This window comes from Pirellula sp. SH-Sr6A (genome assembly GCF_001610875.1).
Lineage (GTDB): Bacteria > Planctomycetota > Planctomycetia > Pirellulales > Pirellulaceae > JBKCUI01.
Genome location: NZ_CP011272.1, coordinates 4,082,610 through 4,105,833 on the forward strand (window position 1 = coordinate 4,082,610; position 23,224 = coordinate 4,105,833).

Here is a 23,224-nt window from a genome sequence, read left to right on the forward strand (position 1 = left end):
CGAACAGAAGCCTAAAGAGCGAGACTCTCTATTTATTGCTTCGGTTACTGGCGAACCCAGGTCGTTTTGAGGCATAATAGCGTCGCCCGATGGGCATGGATTTGGGTAGGCTCTGTCAGCTTCCCCGTTCTCGCACGCTGAAAACGCCATCACTGGACTCGCCACTATCATGGGACGAATGGAAATCGGATTCGAAACCCCGTGGGCGCTCCTGCTGCTTGTCGTGATCCCAATCACGTGGTGGATCGGTCGACGCTCCCTAGCCGGCTTGGGACCATGGAGGCGATCGCTGGCCCTTGTTTTCCGTTCGGTGGTATTGCTGCTGATTGTGCTTGCGATCGCTGGGGTTCAATGGATCTGGTCGAGCGATCGGTTGACGGTCATTTATTTGCTGGACCAGAGCGACTCGATCCCGATTGCCAAACGGCAGTTGATGCTCGACTATGCGATCGAAAGTGTGAAGAAGCATCGGCGGACCAATCGCAACGATCGCGCCGGTCTTATTATCTTTGGTCGAGAAGCGTCGATCGAGCTTCCACCCCTCGACGAGGATTTGCCGAATATTTCACGGCCTGAGGCGAACATAGGTAGGACCGATGCTACGAATTTGGAGAGCGCTCTCAAATTAGCACAGGCTAGCTTTCTCGAAGATTCGTCCAAGCGGATCGTGATCCTCACCGATGGCAATCAAACGCTTGGGGCCGCCGAATCGACTGCCCAGCGCTTGGCCGAAAACGGGATCGGCATCGATGTCGTCCCGATCCGTTTGGATTCGAATACCGAGATCTTGGTCGAGAAGATCGATATACCCGGTTTCGTGCGCGAGGGGCAAACCGTCGACGCCCGCGTTGTCATCAATCGCTATAACGAGTCGGGGAACGACGAGCCGGTGGACGGTCGATTGAAGGTGGTGCGCCGAATCGGTAATCAAACCGAAGTCCTCGCGGATGCCCCTTACCAGCTCGATCGCGACACCAATGTTATTCCGATTCCTCACAAGATCGAGACGAATGCAGGTTTCGTTTACGAAGCGGAATTTATCCCGGACGACAAATCAAGCGATACGATCCCACAGAACAACAAAGCCACGGCGTTCACCTACGCACGGGGCAAGGGACGCGTGATGTTGATCGAGGATGCAAACCGTCCAGGGGAATACCAGAACTTGATCGAATCCCTTCGGCGAAACGATTTAGAAGTGGACGCGCGGACGACGTCGACCATGTTCACGAGTCTAATCGAGCTGCAGAGCTACGACGCGGTTATCTTGGCCGGAACCCCACGCACGACGGGGGACGAGTCGACACAAGTCGTCGCGTTCAGTGACGAGCAAATCAACATGCTGGTGCAGAGCGTCCAGCAGTTCGGGATGGGGATCGTGATGATTGGAGGGCCAGAGGCATTCGGTGCCGGAGGTTGGACCAACTCCAAATTGGAGGAGGCCATGCCTGTGAACTTCGCGATCAAGAACAACAAGATCGAGGCCGTGGGCGCCCTGGCCATGGTCATGCACGCGTCCGAGATGGAACGTGGAAATTACTGGCAGAAGATGATCGGCAAAGCGGCACTCGATGCGCTCGGTCCCCAGGATTATTGCGGAGTTGTCCAGTACGACATGTCGGGGGACAAGTGGCTATGGGGGGAAAAAACGGGGATGCTTAAGGTGGGAGAGAACCGGTCCGCCATGCGTTCCAAAATCAACAACATGACCCCAGGAGATATGCCGAATTTTGACTCTTCTCTCAGCATGGCGCTCACATCACTTAAAGTCGTACCCGCCTCGCTCAAACACATGATCGTGATCAGCGACGGCGATCCCGCGCAGGCTACAAACTCTGTATTGAACGGATACGTATCGGCTCAAATCAAAATTTCGACCGTTGCGGTAGGGACGCACGGCCCCGCAGGTCATGCGGAGCTGAAACGGATTGCCAACAAGACGGGGGGCAATTACTACGTGGTCACCAATCCGAATGCCTTACCGCGAATCTTCATGCGCGAAGCGCGACGCGTCGCGAAGCCTTTGGTGTACGAGCCCGAAGGTGGCGTGACTCCTTATGTCCAGTCCCCGCATGAGATCCTGTCGGGGCTGCCTCGCAACCTCCCTCCGATCAGCGGTTTCGTATTCACCGAGCTGAAGGAGAGCCCGCTCGTCGAAGTGCCGATTCTCTCTCCTAAGCCGGATGAAAAGGAGAACGCTTCGATACTGGCGACTTGGACGTATGGCCTCGGCCGGACGGCTGTCGTTTCGACCGACGCAGGGCATCGATGGGCCAAGGATTGGGTCGATTCCGGGATCTATGATCAATTCTACTCCCAATTGATCCGATGGGTCATGCGACCTTCGGCAGACGACGGAAAATACTCCATTGCCACGAACATGAAGGATGGGCGAGTCCAGATCGTCGTGACGGCACTCGACAGCGAAGATGGTTTTTTGAATTATCTCGATATGGGGGCCATTGCAGTCGGTCCCGATTTGAAGCCTGTCAATGTCGCGATGAAACAAACCGCCCCCGGTCGCTATGTCGGAGAGATGGTGCCCGAGCAAGCGGGCAGCTACATGTTGAGTGTCATTCCGGGGCCGAATAAGCCACCGATCACGACCGGGATCACTATCCCCTTTTCTGATGAATATAGAGTTCGCCAAGCGAATATGAGGTTGCTACGTCAGCTTGCTGAAAACCAACCCGTCGGCGGCGAGGGAGGGCTTTTGGAAGAGCCGCTCGAAACCGAATCGATAGAAAGAATTGTGGAAATGGATACGTATCGACCCGGGTTACCTCCGGCGAAAAGTTTAAAAGATGTCTGGCCATTTGCAGTCGCAATCGGAGCCACATTTTTCTTTGCCGATGTATTCGTGCGCCGAGTTGCGGTCGATCTCATCCAGCCGATTCAGAAGCTGGCGAGCCGATTCTCGGGCAAAGAAATCCGCGAGGTCGATGTGCAACGCGCGAAAAGTTTGGAGAGACTCCGTTCGAGCAAGAGCGGTGTTGCCGATGACATGAATCGTCAAATTGCCAATACGACTTTCTCCGAAACGGTGTTGGACTCTGAATCGTCCAGTGCTAAAGATCTGTTCAATCCATCATCGCCCCAATCGCCTTCTCCCCATGCCCCGTCCGCCTCTGCTCCGTCGATGCAGCCCGAAGAAGAAACTAGCTATACTTCTCGGCTGTTAGAAGCGAAACGCAAAGCGAAGAAACAACCCTGATGACCGAGGACTCCATGAGTAATGTCGCTGAATCGATGCAACAAGAAGCCGATCGCTTTCGCAATCGCTACGCCGCTGTTCGCGAGCAGATAGGCCGCGTCATCGTGGGACACGATGACATCGTCAACGGCGTCTTGACCGCGATGTTTGTCGGCGGCCATTGCTTGCTCGAAGGAGTACCGGGGCTTGGTAAGACGATGTTGATCAAGACGCTCTCGGAGACCTTGTCGCTCGACTTCAACCGGATTCAGTTCACACCCGACTTGATGCCCTCCGATATCCTCGGGACCAATATGATCGTGGAGAACGATGGACGCCGCGAATTTCAATTCCAGCGGGGGCCGATCTTCACACAGATCTGTCTAGCGGATGAAATCAACCGAGCCACTCCGAAGACCCAATCCGCTTTGCTTGAAACGATGCAAGAGGGAACGGTTACCGTCGCTGGGCATCGCTACGAGCTTCAAAAGCCCTTCTTCGTACTGGCAACGCAAAACCCGATCGAACAAGAAGGAACCTATCCATTGCCGGAGGCGCAATTGGACCGGTTTCTTTTCAAGTTGGTGGTGGGATATTCCTCGCGGGAAGAGCTCAATACCATCATCGATCGGACCACGCGTGGAGAGGTGATCAAGCCTGAAAAGGTGATGGATGGCGAAGAGATTCGCCATTGGCAGGCTTTGGTGCGGCAGGTTGTTCTGGCGAAGCACGTTCAAGATTATGCAGCCAGACTCATTCTCGCGACACATCCGGGAGGGAAGTTGGCACCCGACATCACCAATCAATACATACGATGGGGCTCCAGTCCTCGCGGGGCTCAGACCATCGCATTGGCATCCAAGGTTCGGGCATTGCTCGATGGCCGATACAATGTCAGCTTTGAAGATATACGACGTGTTTATTTGCCGGCCATGCGGCATCGGGTTTTATTGAACTTTGAGGCCCAGGCCGAGGGGATTGATACCGATCGCGTATTGCTCGATATTTTGGAGAAAGTCTCCGAACGAGCCGACGATTTGAATTAGCGAGGCATGTCGATTCGAACCCAGAAGGGATGCTGCCGATCGGCCCGCTCTCGGACATCGCGCAGCAATGTCTTCGAATCGAACTTGGGTTCGATTCGCTTCGTTGGTCCCCCTTTGTGTCGAACGGTGATGACTTGGGTCATGTCGACCATATCGGATGTCAGGTTCACCGTGTAGCGATCTGCGGGGACGATTTCCAAGTCGACGGTGTTGGATTCCTTGAGAATTCGGCTTTCGATTTTGTACTCCGATCCGTCGCGATAGAGGAGCGGGTGGACTAGTTTGTCTGCAAAGAGCTGCTCGGTCTCAAACCACCAGAAATAGCGATCTCCGTGCCTTGCGGTCTTCACCTCAAATCGATCGGGGGCAAATTTTCGTACATGACCTGGGGCGTTCATCCACTCGATCATGCGGGCTGCTTCGTCCTGAAAATGGTCAAGTCCGCGACCGCGATAGAGGGAAATCATCACGTCGTAGTTGCGGTCCTTTAAGAGATTATCCCAGACGCGTTCATTCGCCATGTGGTGCGATTTGATCCCTTCCCGCGTTGCGATTGCGGTGAGCTCTCCATCGACGAAATAAAACGGGACGTATCGCGTGTTGGGCCAATACTGTTTGACATATTTGTCGACGGTGCCACATACGACGAGACAACCCGCCCAAAGGTCAGGGTGAGCAAGGGCGATATCCCAGGCGCCGGTACCACCCGATTCATGCCCCGATAAAAAGACGCGATCGGTATCGATGCTGAAGCGCCGCTTGGCATCGAACAGCGAGCTCAGGACGAACATATGTTCGTCTTCGGTATAGTTGTAGTTCGGCATCGTCGTTCGGCCCCAACTAGGAGCGATCACGATGTAGCCGTTTTTCGAGGCCTCTCCCCAACAGCGTTGATTGGAAGGGTCGACCGGTCCGCACCACCAATTGATTTGATCCTCGGGGGTGGAAATGTCCCCGTGCATCGTGACCACGCACGGGTAGCGGCGGTAGGGGTTGTACTCAGGGGGAAGCTGAACGAGATAGGATGCTGACTGACCCTGCAATCGACCTCGCAATGGGACCTCCAGGAGGTAGCGTCCTGGAACAACGGTCTCAGCGATCTGTTCGGGCTGATTAGGGTCCGGGATCGAACGAAAGGGGTAGATGTTCGCATCGGGAGTTACGACCGGTGGCGCCATGTAGGCAACGATTTTTGAAGCGTACCGAGGTGTTCCCGCCTCCAGCTTCGCTAGCTCCTCCAGCAATTGATCGTTGCGAGTCGGTGCACCCAAGTAGTCCTGGATGATCTGCCGGGCCTTGACCGCCGATGCGATGAGCGAAATGTTGTCATCGGCGCTACCGGGACCGAAGATCCAGCCGCCAATGGCTAATGCGGCTCTCAATTCCGGTTTCGTATTCTGCCTTAATCGGCGATAGTCGGCGAACCGTTCTGACGTGTCCGGAGTCAAGAATCGCTGGATTTCGTCGGCGAGCGGTTTCAATTCCGACTGGATGGTTGGATCTTTGATTTGATCCAAATCCTCTCGAATCCACTGCATGACAGTGTCGAGTTCGTTCTTCTCTTCGGCGATCAGTTCTTTCTGACGCTCCACCTTTAGTTTGGTCTCGAGGGATAGGAGTTCGTAGTCGAAGCTGTCCAGTACCCGTTTGGCGAATGTGTGCTGACCCGCGCGACGTTTTGCGATGTCGGCAATCGTGAAAAGCTGATCGGCCGCCAACTGGTCGTAGCGTTTCAAGCTGGAGCGATTGTTCTCAAGCTCTGGGAATTTTTGCATCGCGTAGACCAGCATCTCGCGGGCTTCGGTGTAGCGTTTAGCTGTCTCGTAGAGTTCGACAATATCCAGGTACGAACGCGCTTTGGTCGGGTCTGCGTTTCGCAAGAGGATGGCTCGGAGAGTTTCGGGGGGGATGGCGTCGAGAGAGAGTCGCATATCCCACGCAAAGTCTCCTTCGGCACCTTGTAGACCTTCGACCCGGACATAGCTCGGTGCGATTTCCGTGATCCCTTGGACCGCAATCTTGCCATCGCTAAATCGATAGAAGCGACGTCCGAGATCGCTGAACTCAAAGGGTTGCGGTGTTTCCGCAAAGGCGGTGATGGGCTGTGAGCGGCGGGTGTCGGCGGCCCGATCTTTGTTGGGCAACTCGATCTTGACCTGAGGCCGAGCGATGGTCCATCGTTCGTTGTTTCCGTCGGTGATCTGCATCCGGTGGAAGTAGATACGGCGCAAATCGTCGTCCGCTTCCACGATCACCTTGGCACCCCCCATCGCACTGCTGTTGATGGAAGCCTCCTTTTTGATCGATTCAATATCGGACCGGAGAGCCGGGCCAATCGTAATGCCGTTGTTGAGGGTGAAGTAGACGCGGTTCTGTGCGAGAGAATACGAAGGGACGGCTAGCGTGCCCGCGAGTGCGACGATTGCCGTCCAGCACCTCTTTGCCAACGGATTCGATCTGGTCTGCATAAAAACCTCAACGGACTCTTCACGCCATCGCTGTCGGATTCATCGCTACAGCTCCGACAATCGCTATCGAGCGACCTGGAGTACCCCTGTCGCTTGGCCAAGGACAATTCCTTGGCCTTTCTGACTGTACATCTCGCTGAGGCGCTCGGTTCTGCTTTTTTGCTCGATCTCCGTCGATTGCTGCAAATTACTTGAGTCCGCGTCGCTCCAGCAATGCGTCGACAGTCGGTTCTTTGCCACGGAAATCGATGTACTGCTTCATGACTTCCCGGGATCCGCCGCGAGACAAAACCGTTTCTCGAAGCTTTCGACCATTTTCGGGCGTGAGGCCACCATTGGCCCGCATGTGGGCAAAGGCGTCCGCAGCCAGGACTTCGCTCCAGAGATAGGCGTAGTAGCCTGCCGAATAGCCACCTGACCAAACGTGGGCGAAATAGGAGGTTCGGTAGCGAGGTGGAACGGGTTTGTAGTCGACGCCATACCGCGCCAGCAGTTCGCGCTCGAACGACTCGACATCTGAAATCGAAGTGTCGGACCCTACTGAATGCCATCCTAGATCGAGCAACGCAGCCGAGAGGTATTCCAAGGTCTCGTAGCCTTTGTTGAATTTGTTCGCGAGAATACTCTTGTTAAGAAGATCGATCGGAAGCGATTCGCCTGTCTTGTAGTGCTTGGCGTAGTTTGCCAAGACCTCGGGATCGATGGCCCAATCTTCATGGAAGGTTGATGGAAACTCGACGTAATCACGAGGTACCGACGTACCGGAGAGCAAGGGGTACTCCACGTTCGAGAAGAGACCGTGCACTCCATGACCGAGCTCGTGGAACATGGTCATAACGTGGTCCAGGCTCAGTAGCGTTGGCTCCCCGGCTGCAGGCTGGGGGATATTCATCACATTGACGACCACCGGCAGTTGATGAAGCAGTTTTGATTGATTGACGAACGCGTCCATCCAGGCCCCACCGCGCTTGGAGTCACGCTGGTAGTAGTCGGCGTAAAAGAGACCGATCTGCTTTCCGTCCTTCGAAAGGACATCGAAAACGCGCACCGAAGGATGATAGACCGGTAAATCCTTTCGTTCCCGAAACTCGACTCCGTAGAGCTTGCCAAACGTGTAGAAAACACCTTGGTGAAGCACATTCTCCAATTCGAAATAGGGCTTGATCAAGCTCTCGTCGACCTCGTACTTCTCTGCCCGTACCTTCTCCGCGTAGTGCTCCCAATCCCAAGGCTGTACGTCGTCTGCAATTCCATCCTTTTTCATGGCGGCAGCGATCTCGACTGCTTCCGCTTTCGCTTTCGAAACAACGCCTGGCACCAAATCCTGCAGCATTTTGAAAGCGGCTTGCGGTGTCGCCGCCATCTGATTCTCTAGCGTAAACGCTGCATGGCTCGCGTACCCCAGGATTTTCGCTCGTTCGGCTCGGAGCTTCGCCAGCTCCAGCACCAAAGGACGGTTGTCGAGACCACCATTTTCTCCCAGCCCTCGATTGGCGGAGGCCTCCCATACTTTCTTTCTCGTGTCGCGATTCTTCAAAGAGATGAGAACCGGTTGACGCGTGGTGTTGGTGATCGTGAGCAGGTACTTCCCTTCGCGACCTTTCTCTTTGGCCGCTTCAGCGGCTGCCGCTATGTCCCCGTCCGACATGCCTTTCAATTGGGCGGCATCGTCGATCCAGACCGAACGCTCCTTAGTAAGGGCCAGCAGGTTGTTCTGAAATTGCGTCGTTAAGGACGAAAGACGTTCATTGATCTCGCGGATTCTCTTTTGCTCTTGATCGTTGAGTTTGGCTCCTGCGCGGACGAAGCTTTCGTAGTATTCCTTTAGCAGTCGTTGCTGTTCTTCATTCCAGTCGCGAAAGGACTGGCGATTGTTCCAAAGCGTTTCAACACGGGTGAACAGTTTTTTGTTGAGGTAGATATCGTCGTAGTGGGAGGCCAGTTTGGGGGCGATTTCCTCTTCGATCGACTGGATCTTTTCGTTGGTGTGAGCGGATGCCAAGTTAAAGAAGATGGCTTGGACGCGGCGCAGCATCTCACCGGTTTTCTCCAATGCGACCAGCGTATTTTCGAAAGTGGGAGCCGCCTTCGTCTCTGCGATCGCTTCGACCTGTTCGATTTGTTCCCGCATGCCCGCATCGAAGGCCGGGAGGAAGTGCTCGTCCTGGATCTTGCCAAACTCGGGTGCCAAATGGGGTAGGGAGCTGGGAACCATCAGAGGGTTGGAGTTGGTCATAGAAGCAAAACGAAGGGTGGATGGCAGTTTCAAGTTGGGTTGAATCAAGTCTTGGGCGAAGGAAGGAAGGGATGGCAACAGGGTGGCTGCTGCGAGCAACCGGATAATTCGACCTCGCATCACGGCGAAACTCCTTCTGGGATAGTGACGTAAACGTTGATAGAATCGACCATAGCAATCCGGCCCCAAGAAACTCCGGATCGGAATGATTCAATGATAGCGGAAAATACCAGGATCGCCTCCCTCCGAAACGATATGAACCTTGGTCTGATTTATCTTTGTTCGATGATGGCCATTCTCGGGGCGACCTACGGAGTTGCGCTGCTCTTGGCGGCCATCCTGAAGGTCTGGCGTGTGGGGTGGGGAACTATTGCATTCGTCGCGATACCCATATGGTTTTTTCTGGGAGTCTTTTGCTTGGATTCTTACCTGCCGTCCGTCTTTGCGGTTTGGCATCGGTGGCAAAACGATGCTCTGCCGAGCGAACAATGTTTGACGTACGAGCCGAGTTTCTATCGTCTCTATGCCTCCTATCGAATGGATCCGGAGAATCTGGACCGTTGGGTCGCCTCGCACGCTTGGCACCTCCGTGCCGTGGAGAACGGGATGCAAGTTAACGATGGTGAGAAACTGAAACTCGATAACCCAGAGAGGACGTATGCCACCGAGCCCGCTCCGAATGGCAAACAATTGCGAGTCTATTATCGATCAGGAGTGATGTATATCGCTTACAACTCGAATTGATCCGAACTTTCGAGGAAGACGGTTCGAGTGGGCCAACGGTTAGTGAAGGAAGCATTGCGCGACGTGGTATCCTCGCAATCCCATATCCCCTGCCGCGTAGGTGAAGATTACGTCGATCACATTCCCCGAACCTGTTTGGTGTGCGGATTCCTTTAAGCACTCGGCTGCGGCGCTCGGGGTGACGCGACTGCCTTGGATATACATGAAAAGACGAGGACGAAACATTTTTTCGTACGCATCGAAGCACATCTCTCTCGCTTTCTTTTCCACCCAAGGCTTCACAACGCGTCGTTTGAAGAAAGTGATGTAGCACAGGCTGATGCCTAAAATCCAGAAGATGCTCAACATGGCAAATGTACCGTTGCCGCCGATCCCCCAAGCCAAGAGCAATGGGACGAGCATGACGCCATAAAATGGGAGTACAACCTTCTGGTTTTCCATCCGAGTAAGGCTCCGTTCGAGCAGTTCGTATTCTTTGCGAAGCTCGGCGACGGCCAAGTCCGCTTGCCTCATGAGCGACGGAGATGTTTGGTCGGATAGAGATAAATTGAGTTGATCCATCGCGTCCCAAGCCGCCATTTGCGTGAGAAGCAGTACACGATAATCATCCTTGGAATTCAAAGCTGGAAATGTTTCCATGAAGCGTTGGTTGCTGCGAGCGATCTCATCTTGCGCCTCCGCGATCTTTCCCGCCGCGACGATCCAGGGATCCATGCAATAGGCTCGAAGCATGTCGTCGATCCACTGCCGGATCGAATTCTCTCCGATCTTTTCCCTGTCAATCTGGATGTAGTCGAGAAGCAATTCCAAGAACTCTAGGTCCTGATCGAAACCGTTTGGGATCTCGCTTCCGTGAGACTGGATCCATTGCCACTTCTCCTGGATCCAGTCCCAATTTGCCGTCCAAGCCAGTCGCTTGAGGCTGTGGATGTAGAAGATCAAATGATGGATGGTCAGCCGCTGCTGGAAGTTGGATTCACATGCCTCGAGCCATCGCGATACCTTGGCGAATGGGACTTCGCGATAGATTCTCTCCCAGAGAGGTTCGCTGGTTGGGAAGAATGCGTTGGGGGGAACGATCTTGCTCAAAGTCACCAGAATGGAGAATGCAGAATCGGTGTCCACGTCGGTCGTCAAATGTTCTCGTACCAGTCGAAGCAATCCGGGGTCCGTGGGATATTGCTTGAGTCCCGTCAGCAACCACTTCAAGAAACGTTGTGGGTCTTCCCGATCGAGGAGGTCGGAAAGAATGGCCAACTCAAAGTAGTCTCGAGGGGATTTTGTTTGTGATCGGATGAGATGTTTGTAGTACGCTTCTGGTTCTACTTCAACGTTCGGAGCGACGGGGGGCGGAGGGACGTCTAGTTGGTTTGTCGCGTGGGTGGGGTGTGTCTGGTCTCCTGTCGAAGGTTGCTTTTCAATTTCCCATGCAGAACTTTTTTCTCGTTCGAGCTCGCGAGTCACACCGTATCGAAGCTCTGTTTCCAGACTTTCGTACGCTTCGCGAATTCGCTGAAATTCTGCCGGGTGTGTCTCCGGTTTATAGATGCGAATCAGGCGGCCGTACGAGCGTTTAAGATCTTTGCGGTCGAAGCCGTTGGGCAGGTCAAAAAAGCCTGTTGGGTCGTTTGGCAATCGGTCCCAATGCACGTCGTCCGCAGCCATACTGAATCGCTCTTTCCTCTTTGGGCCTTGTTATGGACGTTGCGTCGTAAGGAGAATCGCTTTGATCACCATCGCAGCGATCCACCAGGTGTACCATGGGAGTTCGAAGATCGATGAGAGTGCATTCTTGACCGACTCCAACCCCGTCGCGTTCGATTGAGCAGTCGCACTCACTCGGGTCATATTGGAAAGCGTGGTAAACCAATCCTTTTCCAATTCCATCAGATGGGGAAACTCTCTCTGGACTACTTGCACCCCTTTTTGAATTGCTTTGAGATGCTTTTTGTCTGGTATGGATCGAGCGAATTGCGATTTGACGCGGACAGCATCTCCGGGAGGCAGGACCACGATGGTTTTGAATGCGTTGAACAAACCCATATCCATACCTGGGGTTTGTCCTAGTTTCGGAAAGTCTACTCGGCACTTGGCGACTGTTCGCAATCGATTCGCAACCGGTCCGAGTTCAGGAAAGTTTTTGGTCTCCAACGCGCCGATTAGTTGGTCAAGCTGATCGATAGGCAGTTTCCAAAAGTCGCGTTGGATGATTCGGATGTGGGCTCGAAGTGCGTCCCGTTGGGTGCGTCGATCGTCGTTGGCGATAGCGTCTTCGTGATCCAGTCGTTCTTTTTGCAGGAGGGTTCGACGAAGCGTCAAAAGTTCCCCTGACTCGAACATCGGGTTCATGCGGAGTGTTGTCTGCAAGTAATCGCGTTCTCGTTCGCTAATCATTCACTACTCGTCGTCGTTCTCGAAGTATTCAATACCCAGTTCCTCGAGGACCGTTCGCACCACCCTCTCGGCTCTTTCGCATTCTTCTTTGTCACACGACGCCATCGCTTCCTCGAAATAGTCCAGTGCACGATCAAGCTGTTTTCGTTCATCTCGATTGATTTCCCCCAGCATACGCTCGCAGAACCGAGCGAGTTTTTGATATTCCAAATTCTCGCGAGGGTAGATCTTCAGGGCTTGAAGTCGCTCGACGGCATCGCGTATTTGATCTTCATTGAGGCCGTGGACATGGTTGGTCAAAACAGTGCGATGTTTTTTACCGCCCGCCGAGTAGGCCTCCACTTCGAGCAGGCCATTTAAGTCGTAGGTGAACCGAATGTGAATCGGTTGCCCAACTGGTCCTGGAGCGATGTCCTTCACCGAAAGCGAGCCCAATGCAATATTGTCAACGATCTTTCTGGCGTCCCCTTGGTATACCCTAACCTCGACTTGCTTCTGATTCGGTGAAACGGTGTAGAAGACTTCCTCACGGGAAATAGGGATCGTGCTGTTGCGATGCAAGATGGGATAAAAGTAGCCTGCAGTGGTTTGGCCTCCGAACTCTTTTGCGATTTCGACGCCGAGTGTGAAGGGGCATACATCCGTCATCACGAGATCGTTTACTGCAGCATCGTTTTCGATTAAGGCTGCTTGGATGGCGGCTCCGAGCGCGACGACTTCATCGGGGTTGTGTTCCATGATCGCCGGCTTGCCGAAATAGGATCGGACATAGTCCTGCAAAACAGGCATTCGGGTTGCTCCACCGACAAGCAGGACGTCATCAATTTCTCCGGGTGAAAGACTGGCATCGCGCAGCGCTCGATCGATCGGAGTCGAGATCCTCTTCATCAGGGTTTCGCTCAAACGCGCGAACGTTTGTCGATCGACTCGGAACTCCTTTGGATTCTCCGGGATGGACCCATCGAGGTCGGGCAATCGAATCCGAACGACTTCCTCGGCGGTGAGTTTTCGTTTGGCCTGTTCGCATTCCACGCGCAGACGAGCGACGCGGAGGGGTTGTTTTAGTTCTGCAATCTCGAGTTGAAGTTTCTCGTGATGGAGGACGGCTGAGACGATGCGGTCGGTGAAGTCTTCGCCACCGAGCATGCTTTCCCCGGCGGTGGAGCGAATCTCCAAAGTCCCTTCGAAGACCTCCATGACAGTCACATCAAACGTACCGCCGCCGAGATCGATCACACATAGCTGGCGTTCTTGGTCACGGGCATGAAATCCATACACCAGCGCTGCTGCCGTCGGTTCATTGATGATCCTCCGCACGCGCAGGCCGGCAAGCTCGCCTGCGATTTTGGTCGCCTGCCGTTGGTGGTCATGGAAATAGGCTGGAACGGTAATGACCGCTTCGGTGACCTCTTCACCCAGGAAGTTCTCTGCGTCGGCTACCAGCGATTTCAGTACAAGACTGCTGAGCTCGTAGGGTTGAAAGGTTTTTGGCCCAACCTGAATCTTTCGGTCGGAGCCCATGTAGCGTTTGAAGCAGGAGGCGGTTCGTTCGGGGTGGGTAACACGCAACTCCTTTGCCGCGCTCCCGACGACGATCTCCCCCGATTCCAACATCCCGACGACCGAGGGGGTGAGGTATCCACCGTGCGAATTGGGGATAAGAACGGGGCCGGACTCTCGAAAAACCGCGCACAGGGAATGGGTCGTACCTAGGTCGATTCCAATAACGTTCGACATCGGGGTGGTTCACGCAAAAGGCAAGTTCGTCATCGCGATGAATGACATTATGATTTGTCCTAGAGGTCTTGTCGATAAAGATACCAGCAGCTGACTCCGAGGATGACGAGGATGAATGCGGTGTTACTGTAGATCGGCTGCCAAGGATCCAATTGTTCCTTGGGCCGATTCAAATCATCGGCACTTAGCGCCAGTGCCTTGTTATTGGGTTTGACCAACATGTACTCGATGGTTTGATTGACTGCAGCGGGTTTCGGATTGAGCAGGTAAAAAGGATCAATCAGATAACGGAAGGCCATCTCGAGCCCGGTTAATGAAGGTCGAACGGCGGCTGTCGAGCGGGTTGCGTTCAAATCCCATCGATCCGCTTGCGTGACGTGATGCGATACCCAGAGTTGATTGTCTGGTGCGAATGCGATGGCTAGCACGGCACCTTGTCCGGTTAGTCGGGGCTTTTCCAGCGACTTGCCATCGGAGGAAACGATCCATACCGATCCGTCTTGGTCCAAAAGCGCAAATCGTCCCTCGGCGTCGACACGCATCTGTTTGATCGACGTTCGCCCGAGTTGATCCAGTTTGCCAGCGACTTCCTTTCTGGCGACATCGACGAGTATAGGAACTTCGCCGTTCGGGCAAACGATGGCGATTTGGTCGTTGCAGGCGATCAAACTGACAAGGCTTTTGTCGCCCTCGAGTGGGAAGGAGCTTTGCAATTCAAATTCCTTTTCCGACTCCTTCCAAATGGTTACTTCCCCATTGCTGATCGAACAAATCGTCGCAAAGGAGGGGGATACCGACAGATCGAATGACTTCCCGAATTCTGTCCCTTTCAAAATGGGTCGGAAGGCTGAGACGGCTTTGTTTGTGTTTACCCCGAAGGCTTGGAACATGGACGACAAACCCGGAAATTGCGTTTCTTCACTGGCGCTCTTGGTTGGGTCAAAGGCGAAAAGCCCATCTCGAGTCACGACGGCGAGAGAATCTTTCCAAGGGATGATTTGCGTGGGACTGCTGGGGAGCTCGGGACCGCTATCGATTCGGCCATCTGCCCAAGGTTTCGAGCGAAAGGTTTTATCGTTGGCATCGGCCACATCGGGGAGTCTCGCGAATTCAAGTTTCGTATCGAAGGTTCTGCCCAAGCCGAAGGGAGTGGCATTGATCCGAGCGAAGTAAAGATTCTTCTGTTCGGGGAGCCATACAGGACCGAGTAGTTGCTGACCGTCGACTTCACCATAGGCCGTGCGCCAGATCGATTCCTTTGCATCCCAAATAAGCAGCCGTCCTTGGGCGTTCCCCATCACCACCGTGTCGTTCATCGCATAGATGCGAGTGGCCTGGGGTTGGATATTGATCGCCACATCGAAGAAGAAATGGATCGTCCCGACACCAAAGCAAACCGCCCAGAAAACGGCGGTGACGACAACGCAGATGATCGGGTTTTTCCAGATCAGTCCGACGAGCGACGAAACCGAGTAGTAAACCATAAACATAAAAACGAACAAAGGGATGCACCAGAGTATTCCGGTGTTCCAAATCTCAAGTCGTAAGCCGGCAAATAAGTAGAGACCGATCAGGAGGTAGACGATATTGACGGCGACAAAGATACAACCGCCCGTGAACTTGGTGAGAAAGAGGAGGCTCCGAGAGATGGGTTTACTGAGCAATAGATGGAGAGAGCCTGTTTGAAACATGTCAGGGATCATGGGGCTGGTGATGATGATTGCGATCAGCATCGCTGCGATTCCCAGCCCAACTCGCATAACCAACGGGAATATGGTTCTCTCGATGATGGGGCGTAACCCATCGATTGACAGAGGTAGAGGTTGGCCGAGCGGTATGTTGGCCCAAGTGATCAAAGTGGCTTGGCCGTCCGACGAGCTGAGTCGGTTCGGAAACGCGAGATCGATGAGTCGGCGATTGAGCCGTTCTCGTTCGCTTTCGCTGAGGGCGGGTTTCTCCACCAATTCCTTGATCTCTTTGCGTCGTTCGGCGGTGGGCCAAGCTTCTGCGTCGTAGAGGTCTTCGATGGTGAGCAATCGATTGAGTTCTTCCAGCAGCGATCCGATTGCGATCTTGCGATCGCTCTCTTTGCGCTGTTGGAGCATGGTTTGGAATTCTTCGCTAAGTTTCGCGTAGATGGCCCGAGCTGCTTTTGAACCTTTGCCCGCGGACGCATCGGCGAGCGAGTCCATAATGGCTTTGGCGCTATTCTCCGACGAGAAGGTACGGCGCGCGATGCGATAGCTCTCCGTCGACGAAATAGTCAACGGAAAGAGGGCAGCTAAGAGCAATGTCCAAGCGGCCAGGAGCATCCACAGGACGCGAGAGCGAATGGACTCTAAGAAGCTGTCGTAGAGAACGGCAATATAGGGTTTCATAGGTACAGAAGATGAGGTCCGGGGATTTTGTTCGGGGCGTTATCGTAAGTGGGGAGGAACAGAACCTACGAAGCTCATGAAGACTTGTTCTAGGCTCGGTCGGAATCGCTCGACGGCCAAGATGCTGATTTGTTGGGTTCGGAGGCGGTCGATCAAATGGTCCAAGGAAATCTGATCGGGCAAACTCAATTCCACGCGATAGACGCGCTCGGTCTCCGAAAGGGGGACGATACTGACTGGATGGGTCTGGGAGAAGAATGCCTCGATCGATGTTCCTTCGGGGCATTGCAGTTCGAGGATCACCGCACCTTGTTGGGCGAGCGGGTTTTGGCGAATCAGTTCATCGATGGGGCCTTGGCCTCGCAGTTGTCCCAATGCCATGATCGCGACGCGATCGCAGATAAGTTCGACCTCTTGCAGGATGTGGCTGTTGAGGAAGACCGTCTTTCCGCGCGCTTTGAGGCGGGTGAGCAAGTCCCGGATTTGCGATCGTCCCATCGGATCGAGGCCGTCGGTGGGTTCGTCCATAATGAGCAGTTCGGGATCATGCAAAAGGGCTTGGGCTAGCCCCAACCGTTGTCTCATCCCTTTCGAGTAGCGGCGAACCGGTTCGTGTTCCCGACCGGTCAGATCGACCATGTCGAAGACTTCACGCTCGCGGGCGGCGATTTGAGAATCGGTCAATTCGCTGAGGCGGCCGTAGAAGTACAGGGCGCTGCGACCGGTGTGGTGTCGGGGGAAGATCAAGTTCTCGGGAAGGTAGCCAATTTTCCGTCGAGCCGCTTTGCTTCCGGCCTCCATATCGAGGACGGTCGCCTTTCCTTTGCTCGGGTGGAGGATGCCGAGGAGGATCTTGATCAAGGTCGTTTTGCCGGCGCCGTTGGGGCCGAGGAGTCCGAAGACTTCACCGTTTCGGACATCCAGGCTGACGTTTTGAAGCGCCTTGTGATGTTTGCGAAACAAGATGCCTTCGCTGTAGGTCTTAGAAAGTTGCTCAACAGAGATGGCTGCAGCCATAGGGTACCCATCGATCGAGTGGAGACGAGAATTGCGATTCGAATTCGTCGAGGGTCACGAATTCTTGGGGAACGTCTTGAAGACGTCCTCGAGAATCCTATCAGAAAGAAAAGGCTGCGGAAATCAAAAGCCGTCTATTCCCACCGAGTTTCTACCATGGCGAATCGCCTACGGTTTGAGTACGGACTTCACGACCTCGCCGGAATGCATCTTCTCGAATGCCTCGTGCCATTGCTCGATGGGCCAGACTCCGCCGATGATCGGGCGAACGTTGAGTTGGCCGCTAGCAAGGATGGCGATTACCCGTTCCCAAATCGCCCAGTGGTGGCTGAAGCTTCCCTGCAGGCGAACATTCTTTTGCACCAAGGGATCGATGTTGAAACCGAGTGGTTGAGGGCCCCAACCGACCTTGCTAATCCAGCCGGCGGGCCGGACGAGATCCAGGGCAATTTTCAACGTAATGCTCGCACCCGCCGCGTCGATAATTCCGTCGGCTCCCATGCCGTCGCGTTCCATCGCCCAAGCCTTCGCGTCGCCGATGATGGGGATGCAACCGTAGTTCTCGGCGGCGATGTTCAAACGATGACGATCCGCTTCCAAGCCGACAATGGCTACCTCGGCACCGCAAAGTCTCGCCATCGCAGCGCAGAGAATACCGATGGTGCCAGGTCCGAGGACGACGACGCGATCCCCCGGTTCGATGTGGGCGTTTTTAACCACGGCGTTATACGCGACACAACATGGTTCGGTGAGGCATGCTTGCTCAAAGGGAAGATGGTCGGGAACATGATGCAAAATTCGCGATGGGACTCGGACGTAACGCGTCATGGCACCATGGACACCATACCCGAATCCTTTACGAGTGGGATCGAGGTTGTACCGCCCCTGCCGGCTCATCGGGTTGTTGGGGTCGATGATCGCAGCGGTTTCGCTAACGACTCGATCTCCAATATCCCAACCGACAACGCGCGAGCCCTTTTCCACAATCGTGCCACCGAACTCGTGCCCCAATACCACGGGGTAGTTGACGGGCCAGGAGTGGTCGGCGGTCCATTGGTGGAGATCGCTGCCGCATACTCCCACGTTGCTTACCTCGAGCAAGACGTCTTCATCTCCGATGTTGGGAGTTTCGATTTCTCGGATCTCAACGGAGCCCTTTTGGGGTGCGAAATTCACGACGGCAGGAGAAGTCGACATAGCGGGGGATCCAACGGCAGCGAGGGGGAGGAAAACAAGGAGCAAGCAAGGAGCAAACTGGGTGAAACCGGTTTTGGAAACCGGCGAGCTATTAAAGCATATGCCGGGAACTTTGTCGCTGCCGGTCGATTTGCGGCTTCGATTTCGATACACTTTTAGGTATGAACTCTGTCGGGATACAGAGTTGTATTCGCTTTGACAGGTTTCTTGCAATGTAAAACTCGAAGGACAAAAAACATGAGTAGCACGCCCGCTCTTCCCGTGGATTCCATCGTCACCGAATCCGCCTTCTCCCAGATGCTGATGAAAGTCTGGGGTTACGATTCTCTTAGGCCATCGCAGCGCGATGCAGTCGAATCGATTTTGCAACGACGCGATACGCTGGTCGTTATGCCGACTGGGGGTGGCAAGTCGCTTTGTTATCAAGCGCCTGCGGTCTACTCCGGTGGATTGACGGTTGTCGTTTCTCCGTTGTTGGCATTGATGAAAGATCAAGTCGACGCGTTGCGATCGGTGGGAGTGTGCGCGGTGCGAGTCGATAGCACGTTGAACGCCGAAGAAAAACGGGAAGCTGCCCGTTTGGTCCGTTCCGGCGAAGCGAGGTTGCTGTTCGTGTCACCGGAGCGTTTGTTGACCAACGACTTCCTTCGCTTTCTCTCGGAGTATCCGCCCCATACGTTTGCCATCGACGAGGCCCACTGCGTGTCCCAATGGGGGCACGATTTTCGTCCTGAGTATCGACAACTGGGTCAACTGCGTGGCAGTTTTCCCAAAGCCGCGATCCACGCGTTCACCGCGACGGCCACACAACGTGTGCGGCAGGACATCGTGGCACAACTGCAGCTGCGCGATCCCAATGTGCTCGTCAGCTCCTTTGATCGCCCCAATTTGAATTACCGCATTATCCCTCGCGAGAACTTGTTCACGCAGGTCTACGAGATTTGCGATCGAGCGCGAGGGACCGGCGGAATCGTCTATTGCATGCGTCGCAGAGATGTCGAGGAGCACGCAGCGTACCTTGTCTCGAAGGGAATCTCAGCGGTCGGGTACCACGCTGGTATGACCCACGAAGAACGGAAGCGAGCCCAGGAGGCCTTTGTCGGCGAGACCGTGGACGTGGTGGTCGCGACGGTCGCCTTTGGGATGGGGATCGATCGTTCCAATGTTCGGTTCGTCGTGCACGCGGCGATGCCGAAATCGATCGAGCACTACCAACAAGAGACGGGCCGCGCAGGACGAGATGGGCTTCCCGCCGACTGCACCTTGTTCTTTTCCGCGGCCGATGCCATCACCATCCGAAGACTGACCGAGAAGAGTCTGTTGGATGCCCACGCCGACGAAGCGATCCTGCAGTCCACGTTGCAGCATTTGGAAGATATGGTGAATTACTGTCGAGTTCCCAAGTGCCGGCACCGAGCGTTGGTCGAATACTTTGCCGAGACCTATCCTAGGCCGTCGTGCGGCGCGTGCGATGTCTGTCTTGGGGAAACCGATTGCATCCATGAAGCCAAAGAGGTTGCCCAGAAAATCCTGTCCTGCGTCTTTCGCATCGACGAGCGATTCGGGGTGAAATACCTCACCGAAGTTTTGCTCGGAGCCAACACGAAAGAGGTGCGAGCGCGCAAGCATGATCAATTGAGTACCTACGGTATCTTGAAAGGCCACACGAAGGAGCAGATCCAAGATTGGGTCTATCAGTTAGTAGGTCAGCAGATGTTGCGGATCGAGGCAGGCGAGTTCCCCATTGTGAAGCTTGGAAGCGACGCAAAGGGAGTTCTGCGAGGCACCGTCACCCCCATTTTGCTGCGATCGGCTCCGAAGAAAATCAACCAGACGCAAACCGCGAATTTGCTCACCGAAGCTGCCGATCCGTCCCTTTTCGAGGCGTTGAGGCAAGTTCGAAAGCAGCTTGCATCAGACGCGAACTTACCCCCGTATGTGATCGTCAACGATCGCTCCCTTTTGGAGATGGCGGCGGTCCGTCCCAGTTCACGGGACGGATTGAGATCGATTCATGGCATGGGTGAGTCGCGATGCAAGGCATACGGCGAAGCCTTTTTTGCATGCATCGAACGAATCTCCGCGGAGAGATCGTTGAATCGCGATGTTCGGGTGCTCAGCGATATCCGCGCGAGTGATTCGCGGGGCGTTGGGGCGGGATCGGTGGGTGCTCCTCCCGAAGTCATTCCAGGGAGACAGCAAGATGCGAGGAAATACTTTCGGCGCAAGGAGTCGATCGACGCGGTCGCGACTGCCCTGAAGCTCTCGAAGAGCACCATTGCGAAATATCTGGTTGAGTGGCTGGAATCCGAACCCTGCGAGAGCATCGAGCCTTGGGTGAGTCGCGACGTGGAGGCGAAGGTGTTGGAGGCGGCCAGGGTGACGCAGGCCGATCGTCTGAAGCCCATCTTCGAATACTTGAAGGGGACGGTGGATTACGAAACGATCCGCATCGTGTTATCGTTTCAAGGGTCGCAGGTCGGTCGCTAAATCCGTCACGGGGTGAGCAGTAGGATTTCGAATGGTTCAACCATTTGGCGATCTTCCTTTTTCTAAAAACCAAAACGGCAAGACAGTGAATAGATGGTTTCAGTGAAAAGCGGGTTGGATGTTTTGATCGACGAGGAGTTTCAGCCGTTGCGGGGCAAGCGAGTTGGGTTGGTTACCCATCCAGCGGCTGTCGATCGCACGTTGCGAAGTTCGCTCGAGCGATTCGCGGAAGCCCCGTTGACATTGTCAGCCATCTTCGGGCCCGAGCACGGCTTGCATGGCCAAGCACAGGACTTGATCGGTGTCACGGAAGAGGAATCCAGGACCGTTACACGCGTGGTGAGTTTGTACGGCAAGGATGTCGCGAGTTTGCATCCCAGCAAAGAGTCCCTCGAAGGCTTGGATGTTCTGGTGATCGATTTGCAAGACATCGGGACTCGATTCTATACGTTCCAAGCGACGATGTTGTATTGCATGCAAGTCGCGTTGCCGATGGGACTCCCCGTGATGATCCTTGATCGCCCCAATCCTTTGGGCGGTTTGGAGGTCGAAGGTCCTGTATTGCGGCCGGGCTATGAAAGTTTTGTCGGTGCGCATAACATCCCGGTGCGCCATGGTATGACCATGGGCGAATTGGCGCACTTTTATGCGGATAAACTTGGGTTGCCCGGTGAGCTTTTGCAGGTTGTGCGATGCCAGGGGTGGGAGAGGGATCGTTACGCAGACGAAACGTGCATGCCGTGGGTGATGCCTTCGCCGAATATGCCGACTCTCGACACGGCATTGGTTTATCCGGGGCAGTGCTTGTTCGAAGGAACCCTTTTGAGCGAAGGGAGAGGGACTACCCGACCATTTGAAATCTGTGGCGCACCGTGGATCGATGCTTCCCGTTTGGCGGAAGAAATGAACGCTCAGGGGATACCCGGTGTTTATTTTCGACCGGTTTGTTTCCGACCGACATTTCAGAAACACGCCAATAGCGATTGTGGTGGAGTGCAAATCCACGTTCTCGATCGCGCCGATTTTCGACCCGTTCGAGTTGGTTTAGCGCTCTTGCAATCCATGCGTCGCCAATCGATCGAGCAATTTCGATGGCGCACCGAAATCTATGAATTCGTGGAGAATCCCATCGCGATCGATTTGCTATTTGGATCGGATCGCGAGCGGTTGGCGATCGAAGCTGAAGTTCCTTGGGAGGAAATCGCAAGTGTATGGGAAGAGGAGGAACAAGCGTTCCGCCATGAGCTTCGACCGTTCTGGCTGTACCCCTAATGTCTAGCTGTCGTCCCCTGTCGAGCTGTCGTCCTCGACAGCTTCTGCAGGCTAGATCGCTATTCCAAAAGCCAGCAAACAAAACCGGTTGCGTTGCTGAGCTGTTAGAAGCCGCAAGGCGATGCAGAACGGTCGAGGACGAGCCGTTCGACGTGTAGCTGTGTTCCCTGTCTAGCTGTTGTCCTCGACAGCTTCCGCACGCCCGACCACGTCTCGAAAGCCAGAAAGCAAAACCGGTTGCGCTGCTGAGCTGTTAGGAGCCTCAAGGCGATGCAGAACGGTCGAGGACGAGCCGTTCGACGTGTAGCTGTCGTCCTCGATAGCTTCTGCACGCCCGACCACGTCTCGAAAGCCAGAAAGCAAAACCGGTTGCGCTGCTGAGCTGTTAGAAGCCGCAAGGCGATCCAGAACGGTCGAGGACGAGCCGTTCGACGTGTAGCTGTCGTCCCCTGTCTAGCTGTCGTCCTCGACAGCTTGTGCACGCCCGACCACGTCTCGAAAGCCAGAAAGCAAAACCGGTTGCGTTGTTGAGTTGTTAGAAGCCTCAAGGCGATGCAGAACGGTCGAGGACGAGCCGTTCGACATGAGGCTGTGTTCCCTGTTTAGCTGTCGTCCTCGACAGCTTGTGCACGCCAGACCACGTCTCGAAAGCCAGAAAACAAATCCGGTTGCGCTGCTGAGTTGTTAGGAGCCACAAGGCGATCCAGAACGGTCGAGGACGAGCCGTTCGACTTGTAGCTGTATTCCCTGTCTAGCTGTCGTCCTCGACAGCTTCTGCAGGCTAGATCGCTATTCCAAAAGCCAGCAAACAAAACCGGTTAGGCTGCTGAGCTGTTAGAAGCCGCAAGGCGATCCAGAACGGTCGAGGACGAGCCGTTCGACGTGTAGCTGTGTTCCCTGTCTAGCTGTCGTCCTCGACAGCTTGTGCACGCCCGACCACGTCTCGAAAGCCAGAAAGCAAAACCGGTTGCGCTGCTGAGCTGTTAGAAGCCGCAAGGCGATGCAGAACGGTCGAGGACGAGCCGTTCGACGTGTAGCTGTCGTCCCCTGTC

The 23,224-nt window shown here is 54.6% G+C and carries 13 protein-coding genes; 5 read left to right on the forward strand and 8 right to left on the reverse strand.

Annotation, left to right across the window (positions count from 1 at the left end; all coding sequences use genetic code 11):
- Positions 1–169: 169 nt before the first annotated feature.
- Complete coding sequence (locus tag VN12_RS15575) at positions 170–3,214, forward strand: VWA domain-containing protein (RefSeq protein WP_146677699.1); 3,045 nt, start codon at positions 170–172, stop codon at positions 3,212–3,214.
- 14 nt (positions 3,215–3,228) lie between these two features.
- On the forward strand, positions 3,229–4,239 hold the full coding sequence (locus tag VN12_RS15580) for an AAA family ATPase (RefSeq protein ID WP_146677700.1): 1,011 nt from the start codon (positions 3,229–3,231) through the stop codon (positions 4,237–4,239).
- Here the strand turns inward: VN12_RS15580 and VN12_RS15585 are convergent.
- The gene (locus VN12_RS15585; RefSeq protein ID WP_146677701.1) at positions 4,236–6,707 is read right to left on the reverse strand and encodes a hypothetical protein; all 2,472 of its coding nucleotides are present in this window, start codon (positions 6,705–6,707) and stop codon (positions 4,236–4,238) included. The genes VN12_RS15580 and VN12_RS15585 overlap by 4 nt on opposite strands.
- A 187-nt stretch (positions 6,708–6,894) precedes the next feature.
- On the reverse strand, positions 6,895–9,063 hold the full coding sequence (locus VN12_RS15590) for a M3 family metallopeptidase (RefSeq protein ID WP_146677702.1): 2,169 nt from the start codon (positions 9,061–9,063) through the stop codon (positions 6,895–6,897).
- A 93-nt stretch (positions 9,064–9,156) separates the two neighbouring features.
- Between VN12_RS15590 and VN12_RS15595 the strand changes: the two genes are divergently transcribed.
- Positions 9,157–9,687 (forward strand): hypothetical protein, encoded by a 531-nt coding sequence (locus tag VN12_RS15595; protein WP_146677703.1) that lies wholly within the window; start codon positions 9,157–9,159, stop codon positions 9,685–9,687.
- Positions 9,688–9,726: 39 nt separating this feature from the next.
- Here VN12_RS15595 and VN12_RS15600 read toward each other — a convergent pair whose 3' ends face one another.
- The 6 genes from VN12_RS15600 to VN12_RS15625 all read right to left on the reverse strand — a co-directional run bounded on the left by VN12_RS15600 (position 9,727) and on the right by VN12_RS15625 (position 18,410).
- Complete coding sequence (locus VN12_RS15600; protein ID WP_146677704.1) at positions 9,727–11,352, reverse strand: J domain-containing protein; 1,626 nt, start codon at positions 11,350–11,352, stop codon at positions 9,727–9,729.
- 30 nt (positions 11,353–11,382) lie between these two features.
- Positions 11,383–12,081, reverse strand: a complete 699-nt coding sequence (locus tag VN12_RS15605; RefSeq protein WP_146677705.1) for a hypothetical protein — start codon at positions 12,079–12,081, stop codon at positions 11,383–11,385.
- A gap of 3 nt (positions 12,082–12,084) precedes the next feature.
- Positions 12,085–13,818 carry an Hsp70 family protein gene (locus tag VN12_RS15610; protein ID WP_146677706.1) on the reverse strand — a complete coding sequence of 578 codons (1,734 nt, stop codon included), beginning with the start codon at positions 13,816–13,818 and terminating at the stop codon, positions 12,085–12,087.
- A 59-nt stretch (positions 13,819–13,877) separates the two neighbouring features.
- Complete coding sequence (locus tag VN12_RS15615) at positions 13,878–16,196, reverse strand: ABC transporter permease (RefSeq protein ID WP_146677707.1); 2,319 nt, start codon at positions 16,194–16,196, stop codon at positions 13,878–13,880.
- Between the two features lie 39 nt (positions 16,197–16,235).
- Positions 16,236–17,213 carry an ABC transporter ATP-binding protein gene (locus VN12_RS15620; RefSeq protein ID WP_146677708.1) on the reverse strand — a complete coding sequence of 326 codons (978 nt, stop codon included), beginning with the start codon at positions 17,211–17,213 and terminating at the stop codon, positions 16,236–16,238.
- 168 nt (positions 17,214–17,381) lie between these two features.
- Complete coding sequence (locus VN12_RS15625; RefSeq protein WP_146677709.1) at positions 17,382–18,410, reverse strand: zinc-binding dehydrogenase; 1,029 nt, start codon at positions 18,408–18,410, stop codon at positions 17,382–17,384.
- Positions 18,411–18,647: 237 nt separating this feature from the next.
- Here VN12_RS15625 and recQ point away from each other — a divergent pair, with 237 nt between their 5' ends.
- The gene (gene recQ / locus VN12_RS15630) at positions 18,648–20,900 is read left to right on the forward strand and encodes a DNA helicase RecQ (RefSeq protein WP_146677710.1); all 2,253 of its coding nucleotides are present in this window, start codon (positions 18,648–18,650) and stop codon (positions 20,898–20,900) included.
- Positions 20,901–20,993: 93 nt separating this feature from the next.
- Positions 20,994–22,172 (forward strand): exo-beta-N-acetylmuramidase NamZ domain-containing protein, encoded by a 1,179-nt coding sequence (locus VN12_RS15635; RefSeq protein WP_146677711.1) that lies wholly within the window; start codon positions 20,994–20,996, stop codon positions 22,170–22,172.
- Positions 22,173–23,224 lie beyond the last annotated feature (1,052 nt).